We start from the raw sequence: 18,853 nt of genomic DNA on the forward strand, positions 1-18,853 counted from the left end.
CTCACCTCTCAGGACATTTCGCGGGAGACGCGCAGGGCGCTCCTGATGTTGTTGCGTTTGACGCCGGCGGCCATGGTCATGGCGATGCACAGGGACAGGTCGTCGCTCTGTGCATCGGCGGGCAGGGACTGCCGGGCCAGCCCGTCGGATTCCTCGTTGCGCCGGGCTACGATGGTGTGCCCGCCCAGGCTGAACCCATATCGGCGGGCCCTGGAGATCAGCCGAACGTGCCGCATATCGCGCGTGGAGCCCTCCTGGGCGCCCAGGGCCACTACATCCAGATCCACCGCCTGCAGGGCATCCCTGGCCAGGGTCTGTTCGTCCACGGAGATGACCACGGCGGCCGCCCCGTCCTCCAGGGCGATGGACAGACTGCGTTGCACATCGAACATGCTCAGGGGATATTCCAGGTCCAGTCGCCGGTCCAGCGAGTACGAACCCTTGGAGCTGAGAATGCCGACGGGATTGCCCAGCACGTGCAGGAAGTCGGCCAAGAGATCCACCTGCTCCTGCACCTGGGAACCGACCAGGGCGAAGACGGCCAGGGCTCCCGAAGGATCCCCTGCGGCGTTGGACAGCAGCTGGCCCATCTGCCAGGCGTGCATGGTGCCGAAGAGCAGGGGTATGCGGGCCCGTCCCACCTGTTGACGGGCCGAGGTCGGCAGCAGGGCTGCATAGGCCCCTCGACGCTCGGCCTCCTCGATCATGCCCTGGTCCACCTGCCGGTCTGCTGGCACATACAGACTGCCGGGCCGCACTGAGGGCAGGTCGTCCACCAGTGAGGTCACCGTAACTGGTTCAGCGAAATCGGGGACCAAGGTCAGCCCGTAGCGTCCTTTGAGCTGACCCAGGGTCAACCGTCGGGAGATTGATTCACTCAGCGCACTCATGCTGCAATCTCTCCTTCGTCCGGGAACGCCATGATGCCTGCCGGTATCACCATGTTACCGGGATAGCATCGGTTCTGGGCCCAGACGTGGGGACCTGGTATTTCTGCATAAGGAATTCACCGATCTGAGCGAAGATGGGGCCGGCGGTGATGCTGCCGAAAACGCCATCGCTGCTGTGGGGATTCTTCAGGACTACGGTGACAACATAGTGGGGGTCGTCAGCAGGCAGGATGCCCACCCAGTCGCTGATGATGCCGCCCAGGCCGCCCGAGCTGTCGGCCACCTCGGCGGTGCCGGTCTTGGAGGCCACCCGATAGCCATCCACCTTGGCTGTATTCTGGTACTTTTCAGCCACCGACTCCATGCCGTTCATGACCGTAGCCGCCACCTTCTCGTCCACTACCCTCACCCGGTTGGCGTTGACGGCACCCTGGCCGCGGATGATGGTCTGGTCGGCCCGGACCCCCTTGTTGGCCAGGGTGGCGATGACGTTGGTCAGCTGGATGGCGTTGGTGGCATAGCCCTGGCCGAACAATACCGTGTTGCGCGTGCGTCGGTCCCAGGTCTGAGGCGAAGTCAGCAGGCCCTTGGACTCCCCCGGCAGGCCCAGGGACGAGGCCTGGCCGATGCCAAAGCGGGTCAGATAGTCGTAGCGCTTCTGATCCGGGTAGTGTTCGCCGGCCATGACCATGCCCACGTTGGAGGAGTTCTGCAGAATGCCGGCAAGGGTCCAGTGCTCGGCTGGATGGTCGAAGGCATCCTTGTACTGCTGGTTGTCCACGGTGATGTGGTCGGGCACAGTGAAGCGGTCGCTCATGGAGTGCACCTGCTCCTGAAGCATGCCGGAGATCGAGATGGTCTTGCCGATGGAGCCGGGCTCGAAGGTCTCCGCCACCGCCCGCGAGGAGTTGACCTTGGCCTGGTCGCTGCCAGCCTGGTAATCGTCAGTGTCGGCCAGGGCCAGGATCTCGTTGGTGCGGGTGTCCTGGACGACGGCCAGGGCCCAGTCGGCATGAAAGCGCTGGCAGCCCGACTTGAGGGCCTGACGGACGTACCACTGAACGTCCTGATCAACGGTCAGGGTCACATCCTTGCCGTTGACCGGATTGCGCTGACGGGTCACGGTTCCGGGGATCTCCTGGCCAAGCATCCCCTGCTGGTAGACCGTGTAGCCGTCAGAGCCGGTCAGCTGCCTATTCTCCATCTGCTCGATCCCGGCCACGCCCTTGCCGCTGTCGTCGATGCCCCCGATCAGGGCTCCCATCAGATCCGCATGAGGATAGGTGCGTTCGCTGCTCAGCTCTGCCGTGATGATCCCCTGCAGCCCCAGCTTGTCGATGGAGCGCTTGACCTCGGGAGTCACCCGCTTGGCCAAGACCACGTACCGTCCGGGGACGCTGAGTTTGCCGCCCAGCTCCATGGCGTTCATTCCCAGGGCCGGCGCCAGGAGGCGGGCCACGCCGGCAGCACCGTCAGCGCCCACCGGGTGGCCTTTGATGCTGTGGCAGTCGCTGCCTGTGCGCTTGGTGCAGTTGACAGGTATGAAGGAGGCGGCCGCTTCGGGGTCACCGATGATGTTGTACCGCTCCAGGCTCTGGGCCAGCACGCGGCCATTGACGTCCAGGATGCGGCCACGCTGGGCCTTGATGGTGTGCGGCACGGTGCGGCCCGCCGCAGCGGCTTGGGCCATGGACCTTCCGTCGAAGAGCTGGATATAGGCCAGCTTGCCCAGGGCCAGGGCGGCCACCAGGACCAGGATCAGGCCCACAGACAGCGAACGCTTGCAGAAGGAGAGGTGCCAGGAGCGCTTGGTTCCCTTGCCGCTCATGGATGCCCCGCCTTGCCCTGGGCATCCTGAGGGGGCTTGTAGCCCTGCAGATCGATGGAGTTCAGGCCCTGCTGAGGCTGCATGCCCAACTGCTGGGCCTTGTCCGGCAAAGAAGCCTGGAGCTGGTCGAGCTTGTTCTGGTCATCCTGGACGTCCTGGTTGAGATTGCTGATCTCATGCTGGATCTGGGTAGCTTCGAAGGAGTCCTGGACCATCTGGGTGCGCAGCATCAGAGAACCGAACATGCAGGCAGCCAGAAAAACCACGGAGGCCATGATCCGCAGCAGGGGGTTGCCGCGGGTGCGCGTCCAGCCAATCAGACGCCTGGCCCCCTCAGCCACTGGGCCTCGTTCGGGATGGCGGTCCTTGCCCGGTTTTCCTGTGCCCTTGATCAGACTGAGCTCAGGCCTGGTGGGCATCTCCTGAATGCGGGGATGGCCCTTGTCCGCAGACGCCTTGGAACGGACTGAACGAGCTGGCATGGTCATGACCGGCGCCTCGATTCCGAACCATGGCCGACGCGGCGATGACGACCATCCGAGCCCTCACCACGGGCCTCGGCCTGAAGCCGATGACGACGCTCCTCGGGGATGGCTCCGATCATCTCCACGGCCCGCAGGCGCACTGAAGCCGATCTTGGGTTGCGTTCCCGCTCGGCCGCGTCGGCCTTAATGGCCCCATGAGTCAGATCCGATAGATAGGGGCGAGCCTGATCGGGCACCACCGGCATGCCCGCCGGCAGGTCCACGTGCAGCCCTGGCGCCATGAAGCGCTTGACCATGCGATCTTCCAGGGAGTGGTAGGACTCCACAATCAGACGGCCCCCCTGAGCCAGCCGCAGCATGGCCTGGGGCAGGGTGCGCCTCAAACGATCCAGCTCCCCGTTGACCTCGATGCGCAGGGCCTGGAAAACCCTCTTGGCCGGATTGCCCGGGGGACGATGGCCGCGCGGCACTGCCCTGTCGACCAGACGGTCCAGCTGGGCCGAGGTGGTCAGCGGCTGCTCCTGCCTGGCCTCGACGATGGCCCGAGCGATGCGTCCTGCATAGCGTTCCTCCCCATACCGGGAGAAGACGTCAGACAGCCGGGCCTGGTCGTACTCGGCCAGGACCTGCGCGGCCGTCAGCTCCTGGCTGGTATCCATGCGCATGTCCAGCGGGGCATCCTGACGGTAGGTGAATCCCCTGTCGCGCTGGTCGATCTGCAGAGAAGACAATCCCAGATCCATGAAAACCAGGTCCACTTGCCCCAGGCCCAGGGCATCAAGCTGCTGGTCCAGCTGATCAAAGGGGGCATGAACCGGCGTGAAGCGGTCGGCCAGACCCTCGTCGCGCATCCGGCCAGTGGCCAGATCCAGGGCCTGGCTGTCCCTGTCTATGCCAATAAGACGGGCCTCAGGGCAGGACTTGAGGAAGGCGGTGGCGTGACCAGCCAGGCCCAGCGTGCAATCCACAGCCACGGCCCCCGGGTGCTCCAAGGCGGGTCGAGCCAGCGCAAGGCAGCGTTCCAGCAGGACGGGACGGTGGACCCTGCCGCTGTCCACGGCCTCCTGGTCGGGAGGATTGCGATCTGACATCAGGGCCTCCATCAGCAATCCACCGCCGGAAGAACATCATCAGCAATGTCGGCGTAGCCCTGCTCCTTGCTCTCCAGGTAGGCAGTCCAGGAATCCTGATCCCAGATCTCAGCACGGGTGCCCACGCCGATGACCACGACGGGGCCCGTCAGCCGTGCATATGAGCGCAGCATGGGCGGAACCAGGATGCGGCCCTGCTTGTCAGGGACCTGGTCGACGGCGCCGGACAGGAATACGCGCAGGTAGTCCCTGGCCGACTTGTCGCCCATGGAGGTGTGCTGGATGCGCACGGCCATCCGTCGAAATTCCTCGGTGGGCAGCAGGCTGACGCAACGTTCCTGGCCACGGGCCATGACCAGGCCCTGACCCAGCTGGGCGCGGAACTTGGCGGGCAGAGCCAGGCGGCCCTTGGAATCCATCTTGGGGGTGTAGGTGCCCAGAAGCATGGGCGGCAGGGAAGGCGAGGCGGCATCTGCGTCGTATGTATCGGCCATGCCCCACCTCCAATGCCAGTTTGGTAACCATGGGACGGCCCCATCGGGTAGCGTCCCCTACGCAGTGCTCCCCACTTTACCCCACTTATCCCCATTGCTCACCACCTTGACACCGCTTCAGGCCCAAATCCAACCATTCGCCTCACCGACGGGTTCGCCTCGGCGTTTCGCCACCCGGCAAGGAGGGCGCGGCCAGGGGTCAGATGGACCGAAAAAATGTAGAGGTCGAGCGGTATATTGGATCATCCGATTTTGAACATTCCACAGAACGGACACACATGTCGAGCTATTCCTCACAGCTGCATGAAGAGCAGACGGCGGTGGACAGGGCCTACGGCCGTCTGGACGAGCTGCGGGCGCAGGCCAGGACCAGACTGGACGCGGTTCGGGCCGCCGGCTCTCACGGTTCCCCCACGCAGCGTACCGAGCGGGATTCCTTCGCCAACATGTATGAGGACCGGCTCACCCAGCTGCGGGCCGTAGAGGACCGTCTGGTCTTCGGCCGACTGGATACAGCCCAGGGCGGCCGGCGATATATCGGGCGACTGGGTCTGCTGGACAGCAATCACGAGCCAATCCTGACCGACTGGCGTGCCGAGGCCGCACGCCCCTTCTACGAGGCCACCCCGGCGGATCACGGCGACATCGTCATGCGTAGGCACATCACCCTCAACTTCCGCCAGGTCACCGGCATCGAGGATGAGGTTCTGGACCTGTCGGCCCCGGAAGTGGACAAGGCGGCCCAGGGCGGCACCCTGGCCGGCGAGGGCGCGCTCATGGCATCCCTGTCCAGCCGCCGCACCGGGCAGATGACCGACATCGTGGCCACCATCCAGGCTGAACAGGACCGGATCATCCGCTCCCCCATGACCCGTCCGCTGGTGGTCCAGGGCGGACCGGGCACCGGCAAGACGGCCGTGGCTCTGCACCGGGCGGCTTATCTGCTCTACACTCACCGGCGCCGACTGGAGAGTTCAGGCGTGCTGATCGTCGGGCCCAGCAACGCCTTCCTGCACTACATCGACCAGGTTCTGCCCTCCCTGGGCGAGACCGGAGTGCTCAGCCGCACCATGGGCGACCTCATCCCCGGCATCAGCACCGACCGCCAGGAGGACCCGCACGTGGCCCGGCTCAAGGGGGACATCCGCATGGCCGAGGCTGTAGCCAACGCGGTCGCCTCCCGTGAGCGGGTGCCTGCCTCCCTGCCCACGGTCAAGGTGGATGGGGTGGCCGTCCCCATGCTGGCGGTCGACCTGGAACAGGCCCTGATCGATGCCCGACGCAGCCACCAGCCCCACAACAAAGCCAGGAACACCTTTGTGCGCTCGGCCCTGAACGCCATGACCGCCCGCTATGCCGAAGGGGTGGACTATCAGCCCGGAGCCGAGGAACTCGCCCGGGTCACCTCCCTGCTGCGGCTGAACGACCAGGTGCGGAGGACTCTCAACCTGGCCTGGCTGCCCATGAACCCCCGCTGGCTGGTCAACGACCTCTGGTCCAGGCCGGACCGTCTACGCCGGTTCGCCCCCTGGCTGACTTCTGAACAGATTGATCTGCTGACCCGCCAGGATGGCGCCGAACTGACCGTATCCGACATCCCCATCCTGGACGAGGCCATGGAGCTGCTGGGCCCCGACCCACGCCAGGCGGACCGCGAACAGGCTGAAAAGGCCCGTCGCGATGAGGAACGGCGGTTTGCCAGCGACACCTTGGCCCAGAATGGCATCGGCACAGGGATCGTGACCTCCCAGATGCTGTTGGATTCCATCAACGGTCAGGACGAGAACCAGGCAGCCACCCAGGCGGCCGCCGACCGTGAATGGGTCTACGGGCACATCGTGGTTGACGAGGCCCAGGAACTGACGGCCATGGACTGGAGGATGCTGATCCGGCGCTGCCCCTCCCGATCTTTCACCATCGTCGGGGACGTGGCCCAGACCGCAGCCCTGGGCGGCACCCGGTCCTGGGCCTCCACCATGGATGCGCTTTTCGGACCGGATGGTTGGGACCTGCGACAGCTGACCATCGACTATCGCAACCCTCGTCAGGTATCCAACCTGGCCTCCTCCTTCGCAGCCTCCGAAGGTCTTGAAGTTTCAACGCTCAAGGCCGTGCGAGAGGTGGAAGGCTCGGTCAGCCGCCTGCGGGCAGAGGATCAAGCAAGCCTGTTGGACCAGCTGCCTGACCTGGTAAGCGAGCTGGCAAAACGTCATCTGGGCAAGGACGGCACCGGACGCCTGGCCATTATCGTTCCTGGCGCCCTGGAAGCCGAAGTAATCTCACGGCTGCATATTGACAAGGCTCAGGAGCACCAGATCACGGTCACGACCACCGGTCACACCAAGGGCCTGGAGTTCGATGCCGTGGTTCTGGTTGAGCCTGGAGCCATTCAGGATGAAGCCCCTTCCAGGCTGAGCGCGGCGGCTGACCTCTATGTGGCCATGACGCGACCGACACAGGAGCTGGTCATCGCCCAGACTTCCGGGGATCACAGGCTGCTGGACCTGGGATGAAGTGCCTAGGTGCCAGGCCTACATCGTGCCTGGCGCCCCCGCTCGCTTCCAAAAACAGTCCGATCTCGTCACAAGCCAGCCCAGTCGCACACCGACGAAAGCTGCTGGCCTGTTGCTGTCAGAATGGCCGATGGCAGAATAGCCAATTCTAGGACTGCTGAATTGCAGACTGCTCTTCGGCAGACTGGTCTTCGGCGCGCAAGGTGTCGATGGCCTGCTGGAAGTCCTCCAGGTTGCTGAAGTTGCGGTAGACCGAGGCGAAGCGCAGATAGGCCACTTCGTCCAACTCCCTGAGAGGCTTCAGGATGGCCCTGCCGACCTCTTCCGAATCCACCTGAGCCAGGCCGCGTGAGCGCAGATCCTCTTCAACCTGCTGGCCCAGGAGTTTCAGGTCATTCTCGTCGATGGGCCTGCCTTGGCAGGCCTTCCTCACGCCAGCAATGACCTTGTCGCGGTTGAAGGGCTCGGCATTGCCTGAGCGTTTCATGACCAAGAGGATCGAGGTCTCCACCGTGGTGAACCGACGCGAGCATTGCGGACACTCACGGCGGCGTCTGATGGCATGGCCGTCGTCGCTGATTCGCGTATCCACAACCTTGGTATCGGGATTCTGGCAGAAAGGACAGTGCATATGCAATATCATAGCGCCAAAGAATCTCAAGACCCACGTATACCGGGCCTATCAGCGTATAACACTGGACAAACTCCTCGAATTCAGCTACTGCCTTCATCCAAACGACAGGTCATTGAGGCCCCGTCGTGCATCTTCTGGATCTAAAGCCGATGCCTCACTCGTCGCTGGGAATCAGAATTCGGTCCCCGACGCGCAGGTTGGGTGAGGACATATTGTTGATCTGCATGATGCGGTCTACGTTCTTGGTGACATCCTCGCCTTGCGGGGTGATTGCGGCCGCATAGGACCAGACATTGTCGCCCGGACGAACTGTTCTGGTGACGACTTCCTGTGGTCCTGGAGCGGAGCTGGCCGGACGAGCCATCCATCCGAACCCAGCCAGGGCCAAAGCTCCGACAGCCAGGAAAACCGCGATTCTGCGCAGGACAACACCCGCAAACCCCTGATCAGGCAGACAGGCATTGACAACTCTGCGAAGACGAGCCAAGACGGACGAGAACACAGAACGCACATAGGCCAGGCAGACCGAAAACAGGTTCGTCGTCGCAGACATGCGGGAACCAGCACAGGTACGGACAACCATGGCACACCTCTTTCGAACATTTGTTCTATCGAACAGATGTTCTCATTCTGGCACCGTGATGGTTATTTGGCAAGGCTGATTCGAACATTTGTTTGATTTTTCACTTCAGGCAGGTTAGACTGAGTTCAGTTTCCAAGGAAAGGAGCCCATCGTGAGTACCATCCCCTTCACCGGGTCCACGGCCACGAGCTCCCTCAACCAGTCCACTCTTGCCAACAGCGCCGGATCTCAGGAAACCGGCTCACCCTCAGCCAAGGACACAACGAAAGAAAAGGCAGCCACCTCCAAGAGTCCGAATCTGGAGTCTAGACCCAAACTGACCGATCGCCAGGCCAAGGTCTTGGAAGCCATCAAGCGGCACCTGTCAGAGCGCGGATTCCTGCCCTCCTACAGGGAGATCGGCAGAGACGCAGGACTGCGCAGCACTTCTTCCGTCAAGCACCAGCTTCAGGTCTTGCAGGATCTGGGCTACATCCGTCTGACTGCCAACAAGGGACGTGCCATAGAGCTGGTCCAGGATCAGCCTGAGCCAACTGCTGGAATCGCCAAGATCATGCCCTTCCCCGATACACAGGCCGACGAGGCCATCATGCAGTCGCGCGACGTGCCCCTGGTCGGCAGAATCGCCGCCGGCCAGCCCATTCTGGCCGAGCAGCATGTGGACGATGTCATGCGTCTGCCCGAACGTCTGACCGGATCCGGGGAGCTCTTCATGCTTGAGGTCCATGGGGATTCCATGGTCGATGCCGCCATCTGCGACGGGGACTTTGTCGTCGTCCGCCGCCAGCAGGAAGCTGAGAACGGAGATATCGTTGCAGCCCTGCTTGACGATGGAGCCACGGTAAAAACCTTCCGCCGCGAGGAGGGCCACGTTTGGCTGATTCCCCACAACCCGGCCTACTCCCCCATCGACGGCACCCACGCCGTCATCATGGGCAAGGTAGTCACCGTCCTGCGCAAGGTCTGAAGACTACATGTCCAAATGCTCGCCGCTGCTATCCCGGTGGCCCTGGGCTTCTATCTGAAAGGTCGTGTGTTCGACCGAAACAGGGAAATGATCGCGCAGGCAGCGTTGCATGCTGGTAAGAATGCGTTCGCTCTCAACAGCCGTCGTGCCCTGACGCACTACCACATGCGCCGTCAGCTGTGGCAGACCGGTGGAAACGCTGTTGGCATGCAGGTCATGTACCTCAAGTACGCCAGGCACGCCCTCCAGGTGCTTCCTGACCTTGGCTATGTCGAGGTCCGCCGGAGTCTCCTCAAGCAGCACAGAGACACTGCTGGCCAGCAGTTTGATCGCGCGGGGAATCATCAGCAGGGCGATCAGTCCTCCCGCCACGGCATCGAACCCGGCCCAGCCGGTGATCATCATGACCACGGCTGATACCAGAACCGCCACCGAGCCCAATGCATCGTTAACCACCTCGAGAAAAGCGGCACGCATGTTCAAATTGTCCTTGTGCCCTGAGGCCAGGACCAGAATGGATCCCACATTGGCAGCCAGACCCAAAAGTCCGAAGAAGAGCAGCAGTCCCTGCTGATGAACCTGATCCCGACCGGGCGACCAGAGCCGCAAGACGGCCTCAACGATGGCATAGATGCCCACAGCCAGCAGAACCAGAGCACCGCCAGCCGCCGTGATGACCTCCAGACGAGACCAGCCCCAGGTCCGTCGGTTCGTTGGGCGGCGCTCCATCAAGACAGCAGTAACCGTGGAGGCGATCAGCACAGCCATGTCGGTCATCATGTGCCCGGCATCGACCAGCAGGGCCAGGCTGCGGGTGACCAAGGCGCCGACGACCTCGGCAACAAAGACCGATCCCGTCAGCGCCAGGGTCGTCAGCAACTGTCGACGATGGGCGGATCCGCCGCCTTGGACACCACCTTCATGAGCACTCATGCATACCCCGATTCATCAGTCACCAAGGTAAGTCACCAGGGGCTGCAAGGCAAGAGTTTTCTGTGAAATACTCAGAAGCCGAACTTGCTGGCAGTCTCCTTGAGGGTCTCGGCGGAGCGCTTCAGAGCGGCCAGCTCGCCGTCGCTCAGCGGAGTGTTGATGTGGGTGTTGACCCCGTCACGGTTAAGCACGCTGGGCACCGACATGCACACGTCCGATATGCCGTGGAAGTCCTCCAGCAAAGAGCTGACCGGCAGGATGCGGTCGGTGCCGTTGAGGATGGACTCGATGATGTCCACGCCGGACATGGCGATGGCGAAGTTGGTCGCCCCCTTGCCCTCGATGATCTGGTAGGCGGCGTTCTTCACCTCCTGATGGATCTCCTCGCGCTTGGCCGCATCCAGAGGCTCGTGGCCAGGCAGCTCCATCCAGTCGCACATGGGCACCCCGCCGATGGTGGCCGAGCTCCAGAGCGGGACCTCGGAGTCGCCGTGCTCGCCGGCGATGTAGGCATGCACGTTCTTGACGTTGACACCGGTCTGCTGGCCGATCAGGTAGCGCAGCCGGGCGGAGTCCAGGTTGGTGCCCGAACCGAACATCTGGTTGACCGGCAGCCCGGACAGCTCCAGGGAGACCCGGGTGACGATGTCGACAGGGTTGGTAATCAGCAGGAAGATGGCGTTGGGGGCCACCTCGACCATCTGAGGGATGATGGACTTCATCATGTTGATGGTGGCGCCGGCCAGGTCAAGCCGAGTCTGGCCCGGCTTCTGCCTGGCTCCGGCAGTGATGACCACCATGTCGGCGTCGGCGCAGATCTGCGGATCGTCCGAGCCATCGATGGTGACCGTGGGGTAGAAGCTGGATCCGTGCTGCATGTCGCGGACCTCGGCCTCAACACGCTGGGCGTTGATATCCTCAAGGACGATCTCCCGAGCCACACCGCGCTGGGCCGCCGAAAAGGCCAGAGTCGACCCCACGGCTCCGGCTCCCACGATTGCTAGCTTGGTTGGCTTGATTGATGATTCCGCCATAGTTTTATGGACCTCTCTTATCGGAACCCGGGAAACGGGTTTGCCGCTGACAACATACGTAGTCTACCCAGCATAGATGACCTGGCGTGCACCTGCTCTTATGAGCTCAGCCCGGCTGATGGCGTGTCACCCGCTGAAGCCTGCAAGGGCTTCTGATCGATGGCCTGGTCAAGCACGGCAGCTGCCAGCCGGTCATCCACATCAGCGCTCAGCGCAACCCCATCGGCCCGGTATTCCAACGAATCCACCCGTCCCAGCTGCCGCACCTGCTCCAGCAGGGAGCCGCTGGTGTACGGGAGGATAGCCTGGACATGCACAGCGGGGGCGGGCAGCAGCTCCTCCACCCGTCTGCGCAGGGGCTCCAGACCCCGACCTTGCCTGGCCGAGACCAGGAAGGCCTCGGGCTCAAGGTTGGCAAGGCGCTGCCGGGCATCCTGATCGATCAGATCAACCTTGTTGAAGACCAGCAGGCGGGGAATGGACTCAGCGCCGGGGATGTCTGCCAGCACGGCATCCACAGCCCTGATCTGCCCGAAGGGATCGAGATGGGAGCCGTCTACGACGTGCAGAATCAGATCGGACTGCCCCACCTCCTCCAGGGTGGATTTGAAGGCCTCGACCAGCTGGGTGGGCAGACGGCGTACGAACCCGACCGTGTCCACGTAGACGTAGAGCCGGCCGTCTGCCGTCTTGGTGCGCCTGACGGCCGTGTCCAGCGTGGCGAAGAGGGCGTTCTCCACCAACTCCTCGGAGCCGGTCAGCCGGTTGGTCAGCGAGGATTTGCCGGCGTTGGTATACCCCACCACGGCCACTGCCGGCAGCTGGTAACGCCGACGCGACCCACGCTTGACCTGGCGCGAGGGGGCCATCTGGGCGATCTGACGCTTCAGCCGGGAAATCCGTCGCCTGATGACCCGACGGTCGGTCTCGATCTTGGTCTCTCCCGGGCCGCGGGAGCCTATGCCGCCGGCCTGCCCTGCAGCCTGGCCGCCGGCCTGGCGGGAGAGGGATCCGCCCCAGCCGCGCAGCCTGGGCAGCATGTACTCCAATTGGGCCAGCTCCACCTGGGCCTTGCCCTCGCGGCTGGTGGCATGCTGGGCGAATATGTCCAGAATCAAGGCTGTCCTGTCGACCACTTTGACCTTGGTGACATCCTCAAGGGCACGTCGCTGGGAGGGATGAAGGTCGTCATCGGTAATGATGGTGTCGGCGCCCAGCCCAGCCACGATATCCGCCAGCTCCCGTGCCTTGCCCGAACCCAGGTAGGTGGCCGGATCCGGCTTGACCCGCTGCTGGAGCAGCCCGTCAAGCACCTCGGCCCCGGCCGTCCGCGCCAGGGCGGCCAGCTCGCGCAGGGACTCCTCGGCCTGACCGACCGTGGTCCGCGAACCCGACCAGACGCCGACCAGGACCACCCGCTCCAGACGGACCTTGCGGTACTCCACCTCGGTCACGTCCTGGAGCTCGCCCAGTCCCTCGACATGGCGGAAGGCATTGCGCCGGCTGCGCTCCTGCCACTCCTGATCCTGGTCCTGCCCGACCTGCCCCTCGCTGCCGGTCAGCACCTCGGACTTGTGGGCGAGCGGGTCCTGGTGGGCATCGACAACTGCTGAACCATGTTCTTGGGTCGGTTTTTCTTGGGTCAAAGGCACCTCTGCATTGATCTATGGACTAGGGAACGAATCCGGTGTAGGCGGAATCATGACACAGTCTTTATTATCATCTTCTTAGCAGACATCAGCGGATGCCCGAGGGACGGGCAGATTTCAAAGACGGACAGGATGGACATGACGCACAGGGACCATGGCAGCAGCCGGGGGCAATCCTCCAGGACCGGGACGGACGGAGGCGAACAGTACTTCGTAGCCCGTCCGGCCTCCCCCGACCAGCGGCGGACCATCCAGGTGGAGCTGGCCGGCCGCACCTGCCAGGTGGAGGTCTCCCACGGTGTCTTCTCGTCAGGCAGGCTTGACCTGGGCACTTCGGTCCTGCTCAAACGCGTCCCCCAACCCCCGTCCGAAGGCGATTTTCTGGATCTGGGCTGCGGCTGGGGCCCCATCGCCCTGAGCATGGCCATACAGTCGCCCAAGGCCAACGTCTACGCTGTAGACACCAACCTGCGAGCCCTGGATCTGACCGCCCGCAACGCCCGATCCCAGAGCCTCGACAGGGTGCGCACCCTGACCCCTGAACAGGTGCCGGACGATCTGCGCTTCGACCTGATCTGGTCCAATCCGCCCATCCGGGTGGGCAAGGCGGCCCTGCACGATTTGCTGATGACCTACCTGCCCAGGCTGAAGCCCCAGGGCCTGGCCTACCTGGTGGTTCAGCGCAACCTGGGCGCCGACTCCTTGATTCCCTGGCTGGCTGACGCCCTGGGCCCCGGCTGGACGGCGGAGAAGTATGCCTCGTCCAAGGGCTACCGGATCATCGAGGTGGGCCGGGCATGAGGTTCGAGTATCCTGCCGAGCTGCCCATCAGCGCGGCCAAGGAGGACATCGTCCATGCCGTGCAGTCCTCCCAGGTGGTCATCGTCTCGGGCCAGACCGGCTCGGGCAAAACCACCCAGATCCCAAAGATCCTCCTGGAAATGGGTCGCGGCGACCACGGCCGCCAGATTGTGCACACCCAGCCCAGAAGGATCGCCGCCAGAACCGTGGCCGAGCGCATCGCCTCGGAGACGGGCACCAGGCTGGGCGATCAGATCGGCTACCAGGTGCGATTCACCGACAAGTCCAGCCGAAGCACCCGTCTGCGAGTGGTCACCGACGGCATCCTCCTGGCGCAGATCCAGAGCGATCCGCAGCTGCGGGCCTACGACACCATCATCATCGACGAGGCCCACGAGCGCAGCCTGAACATCGACTTTCTGCTGGGGTATCTGACCGCCCTGCTGCCCAAACGGCCCGATCTGAAATTGATCATCACCTCGGCCACCATTGATTCGGTCAAGTTCCGCGACCACTTCGCCAAGGCCCTGCACACCCAGGTGCCCGTGCTGGAGGTCTCCGGCCGCACCTATCCGGTCCAGACCCTCTACGAGCCTGCTGGGTCGGCCCCTGCCCTGATGCGGCATGTCCCCGGATTCGACTCCGAGAAGGAGGGCCCGGACAGGGAGGAGCCGGACATGCCCCAGGCGGTGGCCCGGGCCTGCGCCGAGCTGGTCATCCACTCCACCCATGTCGACGGCCCCAGGGACATCCTGGTCTTCGCCGCCGGAGAACGCGATATCCGCGAGTACGAGACCGTTCTGCGACGGCACTTCGGCCCTCGGACCTCCGACATGCGCCGTCCGGATGCCCTGGAGATCATCCCCCTCTTCGCCCGCCTGTCGGCCAAGGAGCAGCACCGGGTCTTCGAAAGCCACGGCCATCAGCGCATCGTCATCGCCACCAACGTGGCCGAAACCTCCCTGACGGTGCCGGGCATTCGCTATGTGGTGGACCCGGGACTGGCCAGGATCAGCCGCTACTCCAAGTCGGCCAAGGTCCAGCGGCTGCCCATCGAACCTATCTCCCAGGCTTCAGCCGATCAGCGTGCAGGCCGCTGCGGACGTGTGGCCGACGGCATCGCCATCCGTCTGTATGCCAAGGATGACTATGACGCCCGTCCCAAGTTCACCGATCCTGAGATCCTGCGCACCTCCCTGGGCTCGGTCATCCTGCACATGCTCTCGGTGGGCGTGGCCCATACGGCCGAAGACGTCACTGACTTCGGCTTCATCGACCCGCCCGACACCCGTGCGGTCAGCGACGGTCTGCGGGAGCTGACCGAGCTGCAGGCCATCTCCCGCCGGCAGGGCCTCATCCGGCTGACCAATCTGGGACGACGGCTGGCCAGGATCCCCATCGACATCCGTCTGGGCAGAATGATCCTGCAGGCCGGCCAGGACGCCACCCCGGACACCCTGGCCGCCGTTCTGGTGGTCGTGGCCTTCCTCTCTCTGCAGGACCCTCGCGAGCGCCCGGAGGAGAAGCGCGAGGAGGCCGACAGGATCCATGCCCGCTACGAGGACCCCTCCAGCGACTTCCTGACCGCCCTGAACATCTGGAACCGCTTCTTCCCGCAGGACAAGGAGCCATCCAACGGGGCCCTGCGCAAGGCCTGCAAGCAGGAGTACATGGCCTTCCTGCGCATGCGGCAGTGGCATGACCTCTATCGGCAGCTGGCCCAGATGTGCCGGGGCCTGCACATGAAGGTAGGCTCCCCCGTCCCCGTCAAGGGGCCGGACCAGGCTCTGCTGGCCCTGCCTATGGAGCAGCAGGCGGCACACGCCCTGGTCTGCTCCTGGGACGACCAGGGCATCCATCGTTCCATGCTGGCCGGCCTGCTCTCCAGCCTGGGCATGCAGGTGATCCACGAGCCCAAGGCCTCCGATTTCGCCGGCCTGCATGGCGCGGCCCGGGCCAAGGCCATGAAGCGGGCGCGCCGGCAGGCCAAGAACGACTATCAGGGTGCGCGCGGCACGCATTTCGCCATCTTCCCCGGATCTGCGCTCTCCAAGGCCAATCCGCCCTGGATCATGGCCGCTGAGCTGGTGGAGACCTCCCGGCTCTGGGCTCGCTGCTGTGCGGCCATCGATCCGGCCTGGGCCGAACCCCTGGCCAAGTCCCTGACCAGGACCACCTACGCCGAACCCCACTGGTCGGCTTCCCGTGGTGCCGCGGTCGCAACTTCCAAGGTCCTGCTCTACGGTCTGCCCATCGTGCGCGACAGGACCGTCCAGTGGGCACGGATCAACCCCGGCCAGGCCCGGGACATGCTGATACGCCAGGGTCTGGTCCAGGGCGATGTGCGCGAGCGCTTCCCGCATGACGGCTTCATCCAGGCCAACCGGCAGGTGCTCAGCGAGGCCGGTGAGCGGACCAGCAGAACCCGCCAGGCGACCGGCGCCGTCACCGAAGAGGACCTCTACGACTTCTACCAGGAGCGCATCCCCCAGGAGGCCACTTCCCTGGCCGCACTGGGCTCTTGGTGGCGGCGGCACCACGATGCGGACCCCCACCTGCTGGACTTCGACCCTGACAAGGTGGAGCGCCTGAACGACCAGTCCGCCTCCTACCGACCCGGAGACTACCCCGACCACTGGCACACCCTGGGCACCGACGGCCGGCCCATGGATCTGCCCCTGACCTACCGCTATCAGCCGGGAGAGCCGGACGACGGCATCACGGTCCACATCCCCCTGCACTGCCTGAACCAGCTGACGCCCGGACAGTTCAGCTGGACCGTGCCCGGCCTCCTGGACGATCTGATCACAGCCACCATCAAGTCCCTGCCCAAGGCCCTGCGGGTCCAGTTCGTACCCGCCCCTGATGCCGCCCGGACCATCCGCGCCTGGATAGACGGCCACTATCCCCTGCTGCCCGGCGCCGATCCTGACTCGGCAGAGCAGGCCACCTACGGATCGGCTGACCAGCAGTCTGCGTCCGGGAACGAAAACGGTGCAGAAGCCATCCCCGCCGAGGGCTGGCCGGACTTCGAGCAGGCCTTCACCGCCGCGGCCATAGACACGGTCGGAGCCCAGCTGCACCCGGAGGTCTTCACCCAGGACAGGCTGGAACGACTGCCCGACTACCTGCGGCCCACCTTCCAGGTGGAGGAGAAACGGCGTCATGGCCATCCCAAGGTCCTGGGCCGGTCCAAGTCCCTGACCGACCTGCAGCGCGATCTGGCCGGACAGGCCCGGCAGTCGGCCCGGTCCCGGGTTGACTCCCAGGCCAGCAAGGCCGCCCGACAGGGCCAGGTGGTCAAGAGCGCCGACCTCCTCCACCAGTCCGGCGCCACCACCAAACCGCGAGAGGAGCTGATCTGGCAGGCCGCCCTGGGCAAGCTCCACCTGCCTGCCCAAAGGATCTCCTCACGCTGGCTGAGCCGGGAGGCCCTGATGTTGGCTTCGGCCCCCTACCCGGACACCTCTGCCCTTGCCGAGGACCTGCAGATGGCCGCTGTCAAGCGCCTGATCCCCCACACCGAGGCCATCACCGACGATCAGACCCTGCAGGAGGCTGTGGCCGGCGTCAGCCAGGTATACGAGGACACCGTCTACCAGGTGGCCAAGGATGTGGTTGCCATTCTGGAGACCTCGGCCCAGGTGGACAAGGCCGTGTCTGGCCCCGCCGATCTTCCCCTGCTCTCGGTCCTGCAGTGGATCCGCCAGCACGCCGGCGGATTGGTGGCCAAGGGCTTCATCGGCGCCGACCCGCCCTACGCCCTTCCCCGCCTGCGCACATATCTGAAGGCGGACCTGATGCGCCTGAACAAGGCCCGCAGGGACAAGGACCGTGACGTACGATGGGCATGGCAGGCGCAGACCGCCCAGGATCTGGTGGACCAGGCGGCCAAGGCGGCCCAGGCCCTGCCCGCCGGTCCCGGACGAGACCAGGCCATGGACCGTGCGCGAAGGGGACGTTGGATGATGGAGGAGTACTTTGTCTCCATCTGGGCCCAGGAGCTGGGGACGGCCATCCCTGTCAGCCTGCAACGGATCAGGAAGGTGCTGGAAGGAAAGCCATGAGCACGAAACCATCGGGACGATCACGCAGGGGCAGCACCAAACGCGGACGGATGACCCTCCGCCGCGCGCAGACCCTGGGGGCCGCCCTGATGGCCATAGTCCTGGTGGTCGCCCTGTGCATCCTGGCCGTCCGCTTCGTCTCCTACCGGCTGATGGTCGGCCGCGTCATCCGCCACCAGGAGGAGCTTTCCCAGGAGTACGTTTTCAATCCAGGCAAAATCATCACCGATCACCGCTTCCATGACACCGTCGATATGAACGCCGACGATGTCCAGGACTTTTTAAACAAACATGAGGCCTCATGCAGCGGATCCACCTGCCTGCGCAGCCTGCAGATGGATGTCCCCGACCGTCCCGGTGACGGTCTATGTGATGCCTACAAGGGCGGCAAGAGGAAGAGCGCGGCTCAGATCATCGACGGTGCCGCCCGCTCCTGTGGAATCAGCCAGAAGGTCCTCCTGACCATGCTGCAAAAGGAGCAGCATCTGGTGGCCACCAACCAGTCCCCCACACAGGTCCAGCTCAAGTCGGCCATGGGCCTTTCCTGCCCAGACGATGCAGACTGCGACACCCGCTATGCCGGATTCTTCAATCAGGTCTACGGGGCCGCCCACCGATTCCGCTACTACCAGGCCCATCGGGACCAGTATGCCTACCAGACCAAGGCCCTGAACGATGTGCGCTTCAGCCCCGATGCCTCCTGCGGCAGCGGCAAGGTCTACATCGAGAACGACGCCACCGCCCTGCTCTACATCTATACGCCCTACCAGCCCAACGAGGCAGCGTTGCAGGCAGGCGACGGCGAAGGCGACCGCTGCTCGAGCTACGGCAACCGCAACTTCGTCATCATCTACAACAACTGGTTCGGCCGATCGGACCAGTGA

15 protein-coding genes are annotated in these 18,853 nt (G+C 64.2%); 5 read left to right on the forward strand and 10 right to left on the reverse strand.

Annotated elements, in window-relative coordinates; all coding sequences use genetic code 11:
- Positions 1-8: 8 nt before the first annotated feature.
- Genes QRX41_RS06365 through mraZ form a run of 5 tightly spaced genes read right to left on the reverse strand, consistent with a single transcriptional unit; the run spans position 9 to position 4,788 of the window.
- Positions 9-890: a UDP-N-acetylmuramyl peptide synthase gene (locus QRX41_RS06365; protein ID WP_313839425.1), complete on the reverse strand. Its 882-nt coding sequence runs from the start codon at positions 888-890 to the stop codon at positions 9-11.
- Positions 891-936: 46 nt separating this feature from the next.
- Complete coding sequence (locus QRX41_RS06370; protein ID WP_306221907.1) at positions 937-2,718, reverse strand: peptidoglycan D,D-transpeptidase FtsI family protein; 1,782 nt, start codon at positions 2,716-2,718, stop codon at positions 937-939.
- On the reverse strand, positions 2,715-3,206 hold the full coding sequence (locus QRX41_RS06375; protein WP_045924092.1) for a hypothetical protein: 492 nt from the start codon (positions 3,204-3,206) through the stop codon (positions 2,715-2,717). The genes QRX41_RS06370 and QRX41_RS06375 overlap by 4 nt, the downstream gene beginning before the upstream one ends.
- On the reverse strand, positions 3,203-4,294 hold the full coding sequence (rsmH, locus tag QRX41_RS06380; RefSeq protein WP_313839430.1) for a 16S rRNA (cytosine(1402)-N(4))-methyltransferase RsmH: 1,092 nt from the start codon (positions 4,292-4,294) through the stop codon (positions 3,203-3,205). Before rsmH ends, QRX41_RS06375 begins: the two co-directional genes overlap by 4 nt.
- An 11-nt stretch (positions 4,295-4,305) precedes the next feature.
- On the reverse strand, positions 4,306-4,788 hold the full coding sequence (gene mraZ / locus QRX41_RS06385; RefSeq protein ID WP_306221903.1) for a division/cell wall cluster transcriptional repressor MraZ: 483 nt from the start codon (positions 4,786-4,788) through the stop codon (positions 4,306-4,308).
- A gap of 278 nt (positions 4,789-5,066) precedes the next feature.
- Between mraZ and QRX41_RS06390 the strand changes: the two genes are divergently transcribed.
- Positions 5,067-7,301 carry a HelD family protein gene (locus tag QRX41_RS06390; protein ID WP_313839431.1) on the forward strand — a complete coding sequence of 745 codons (2,235 nt, stop codon included), beginning with the start codon at positions 5,067-5,069 and terminating at the stop codon, positions 7,299-7,301.
- Between the two features lie 148 nt (positions 7,302-7,449).
- Here QRX41_RS06390 and nrdR read toward each other — a convergent pair whose 3' ends face one another.
- On the reverse strand, positions 7,450-7,932 hold the full coding sequence (gene nrdR / locus QRX41_RS06395; protein WP_045924089.1) for a transcriptional regulator NrdR: 483 nt from the start codon (positions 7,930-7,932) through the stop codon (positions 7,450-7,452).
- A 157-nt stretch (positions 7,933-8,089) separates the two neighbouring features.
- A complete protein-coding gene (locus QRX41_RS06400) occupies positions 8,090-8,488 on the reverse strand; it encodes a LysM peptidoglycan-binding domain-containing protein (protein ID WP_313839433.1) in 399 nt (132 codons plus the stop codon).
- 328 nt (positions 8,489-8,816) lie between these two features.
- Between QRX41_RS06400 and lexA the strand changes: the two genes are divergently transcribed.
- Positions 8,817-9,485, forward strand: coding sequence for a transcriptional repressor LexA (lexA, locus tag QRX41_RS06405; RefSeq protein WP_045924302.1), 669 nt, complete (start codon positions 8,817-8,819; stop codon positions 9,483-9,485).
- 3 nt (positions 9,486-9,488) lie between these two features.
- Here lexA and QRX41_RS06410 read toward each other — a convergent pair whose 3' ends face one another.
- The 3 genes from QRX41_RS06410 to hflX form a co-directional block, all read right to left on the reverse strand.
- Positions 9,489-10,418, reverse strand: coding sequence for a cation diffusion facilitator family transporter (locus QRX41_RS06410; protein ID WP_313839434.1), 930 nt, complete (start codon positions 10,416-10,418; stop codon positions 9,489-9,491).
- Positions 10,419-10,489: 71 nt separating this feature from the next.
- Positions 10,490-11,452 (reverse strand): L-lactate dehydrogenase, encoded by a 963-nt coding sequence (locus tag QRX41_RS06415; protein WP_024627229.1) that lies wholly within the window; start codon positions 11,450-11,452, stop codon positions 10,490-10,492.
- A gap of 98 nt (positions 11,453-11,550) precedes the next feature.
- On the reverse strand, positions 11,551-13,017 hold the full coding sequence (gene hflX / locus QRX41_RS06420; protein WP_313839563.1) for a GTPase HflX: 1,467 nt from the start codon (positions 13,015-13,017) through the stop codon (positions 11,551-11,553).
- A 222-nt stretch (positions 13,018-13,239) separates the two neighbouring features.
- On the opposite strand from hflX, the gene QRX41_RS06425 reads away from it, so the two are divergent.
- The 3 genes from QRX41_RS06425 to QRX41_RS06435 are packed head-to-tail and all read left to right on the forward strand — an operon-like array spanning position 13,240 to position 18,853.
- A complete protein-coding gene (locus tag QRX41_RS06425; protein WP_313839436.1) occupies positions 13,240-13,902 on the forward strand; it encodes a class I SAM-dependent methyltransferase in 663 nt (220 codons plus the stop codon).
- Complete coding sequence (gene hrpA / locus QRX41_RS06430) at positions 13,899-17,969, forward strand: ATP-dependent RNA helicase HrpA (RefSeq protein WP_313839438.1); 4,071 nt, start codon at positions 13,899-13,901, stop codon at positions 17,967-17,969. Before QRX41_RS06425 ends, hrpA begins: the two co-directional genes overlap by 4 nt.
- Positions 17,966-18,853: a hemagglutinin gene (locus tag QRX41_RS06435; RefSeq protein WP_313839439.1), complete on the forward strand. Its 888-nt coding sequence runs from the start codon at positions 17,966-17,968 to the stop codon at positions 18,851-18,853. Before hrpA ends, QRX41_RS06435 begins: the two co-directional genes overlap by 4 nt.

Origin of the sequence: Bifidobacterium kimbladii, assembly GCF_032193675.1 — a bacterium.
Lineage (GTDB): Bacteria > Actinomycetota > Actinomycetes > Actinomycetales > Bifidobacteriaceae > Bombiscardovia > Bombiscardovia kimbladii.

Coding starts and splice junctions, on each gene's coding strand:
- QRX41_RS06435 (WP_313839439.1), top strand. CDS start 17,966: ATGAGCACGAAACCATCGGGACGATCACGCAGGGGCAGCACCAAACGC.
- nrdR (WP_045924089.1), bottom strand. CDS start 7,932: ATGCACTGTCCTTTCTGCCAGAATCCCGATACCAAGGTTGTGGATACG.
- hrpA (WP_313839438.1), top strand. CDS start 13,899: ATGAGGTTCGAGTATCCTGCCGAGCTGCCCATCAGCGCGGCCAAGGAG.
- rsmH (WP_313839430.1), bottom strand. CDS start 4,294: ATGTCAGATCGCAATCCTCCCGACCAGGAGGCCGTGGACAGCGGCAGG.
- QRX41_RS06370 (WP_306221907.1), bottom strand. CDS start 2,718: ATGAGCGGCAAGGGAACCAAGCGCTCCTGGCACCTCTCCTTCTGCAAG.
- QRX41_RS06365 (WP_313839425.1), bottom strand. CDS start 890: ATGAGTGCGCTGAGTGAATCAATCTCCCGACGGTTGACCCTGGGTCAG.
- QRX41_RS06390 (WP_313839431.1), top strand. CDS start 5,067: ATGTCGAGCTATTCCTCACAGCTGCATGAAGAGCAGACGGCGGTGGAC.
- QRX41_RS06415 (WP_024627229.1), bottom strand. CDS start 11,452: ATGGCGGAATCATCAATCAAGCCAACCAAGCTAGCAATCGTGGGAGCC.
- QRX41_RS06410 (WP_313839434.1), bottom strand. CDS start 10,418: ATGAGTGCTCATGAAGGTGGTGTCCAAGGCGGCGGATCCGCCCATCGT.
- mraZ (WP_306221903.1), bottom strand. CDS start 4,788: ATGGCCGATACATACGACGCAGATGCCGCCTCGCCTTCCCTGCCGCCC.
- QRX41_RS06400 (WP_313839433.1), bottom strand. CDS start 8,488: ATGTCTGCGACGACGAACCTGTTTTCGGTCTGCCTGGCCTATGTGCGT.
- QRX41_RS06425 (WP_313839436.1), top strand. CDS start 13,240: ATGACGCACAGGGACCATGGCAGCAGCCGGGGGCAATCCTCCAGGACC.
- QRX41_RS06375 (WP_045924092.1), bottom strand. CDS start 3,206: ATGACCATGCCAGCTCGTTCAGTCCGTTCCAAGGCGTCTGCGGACAAG.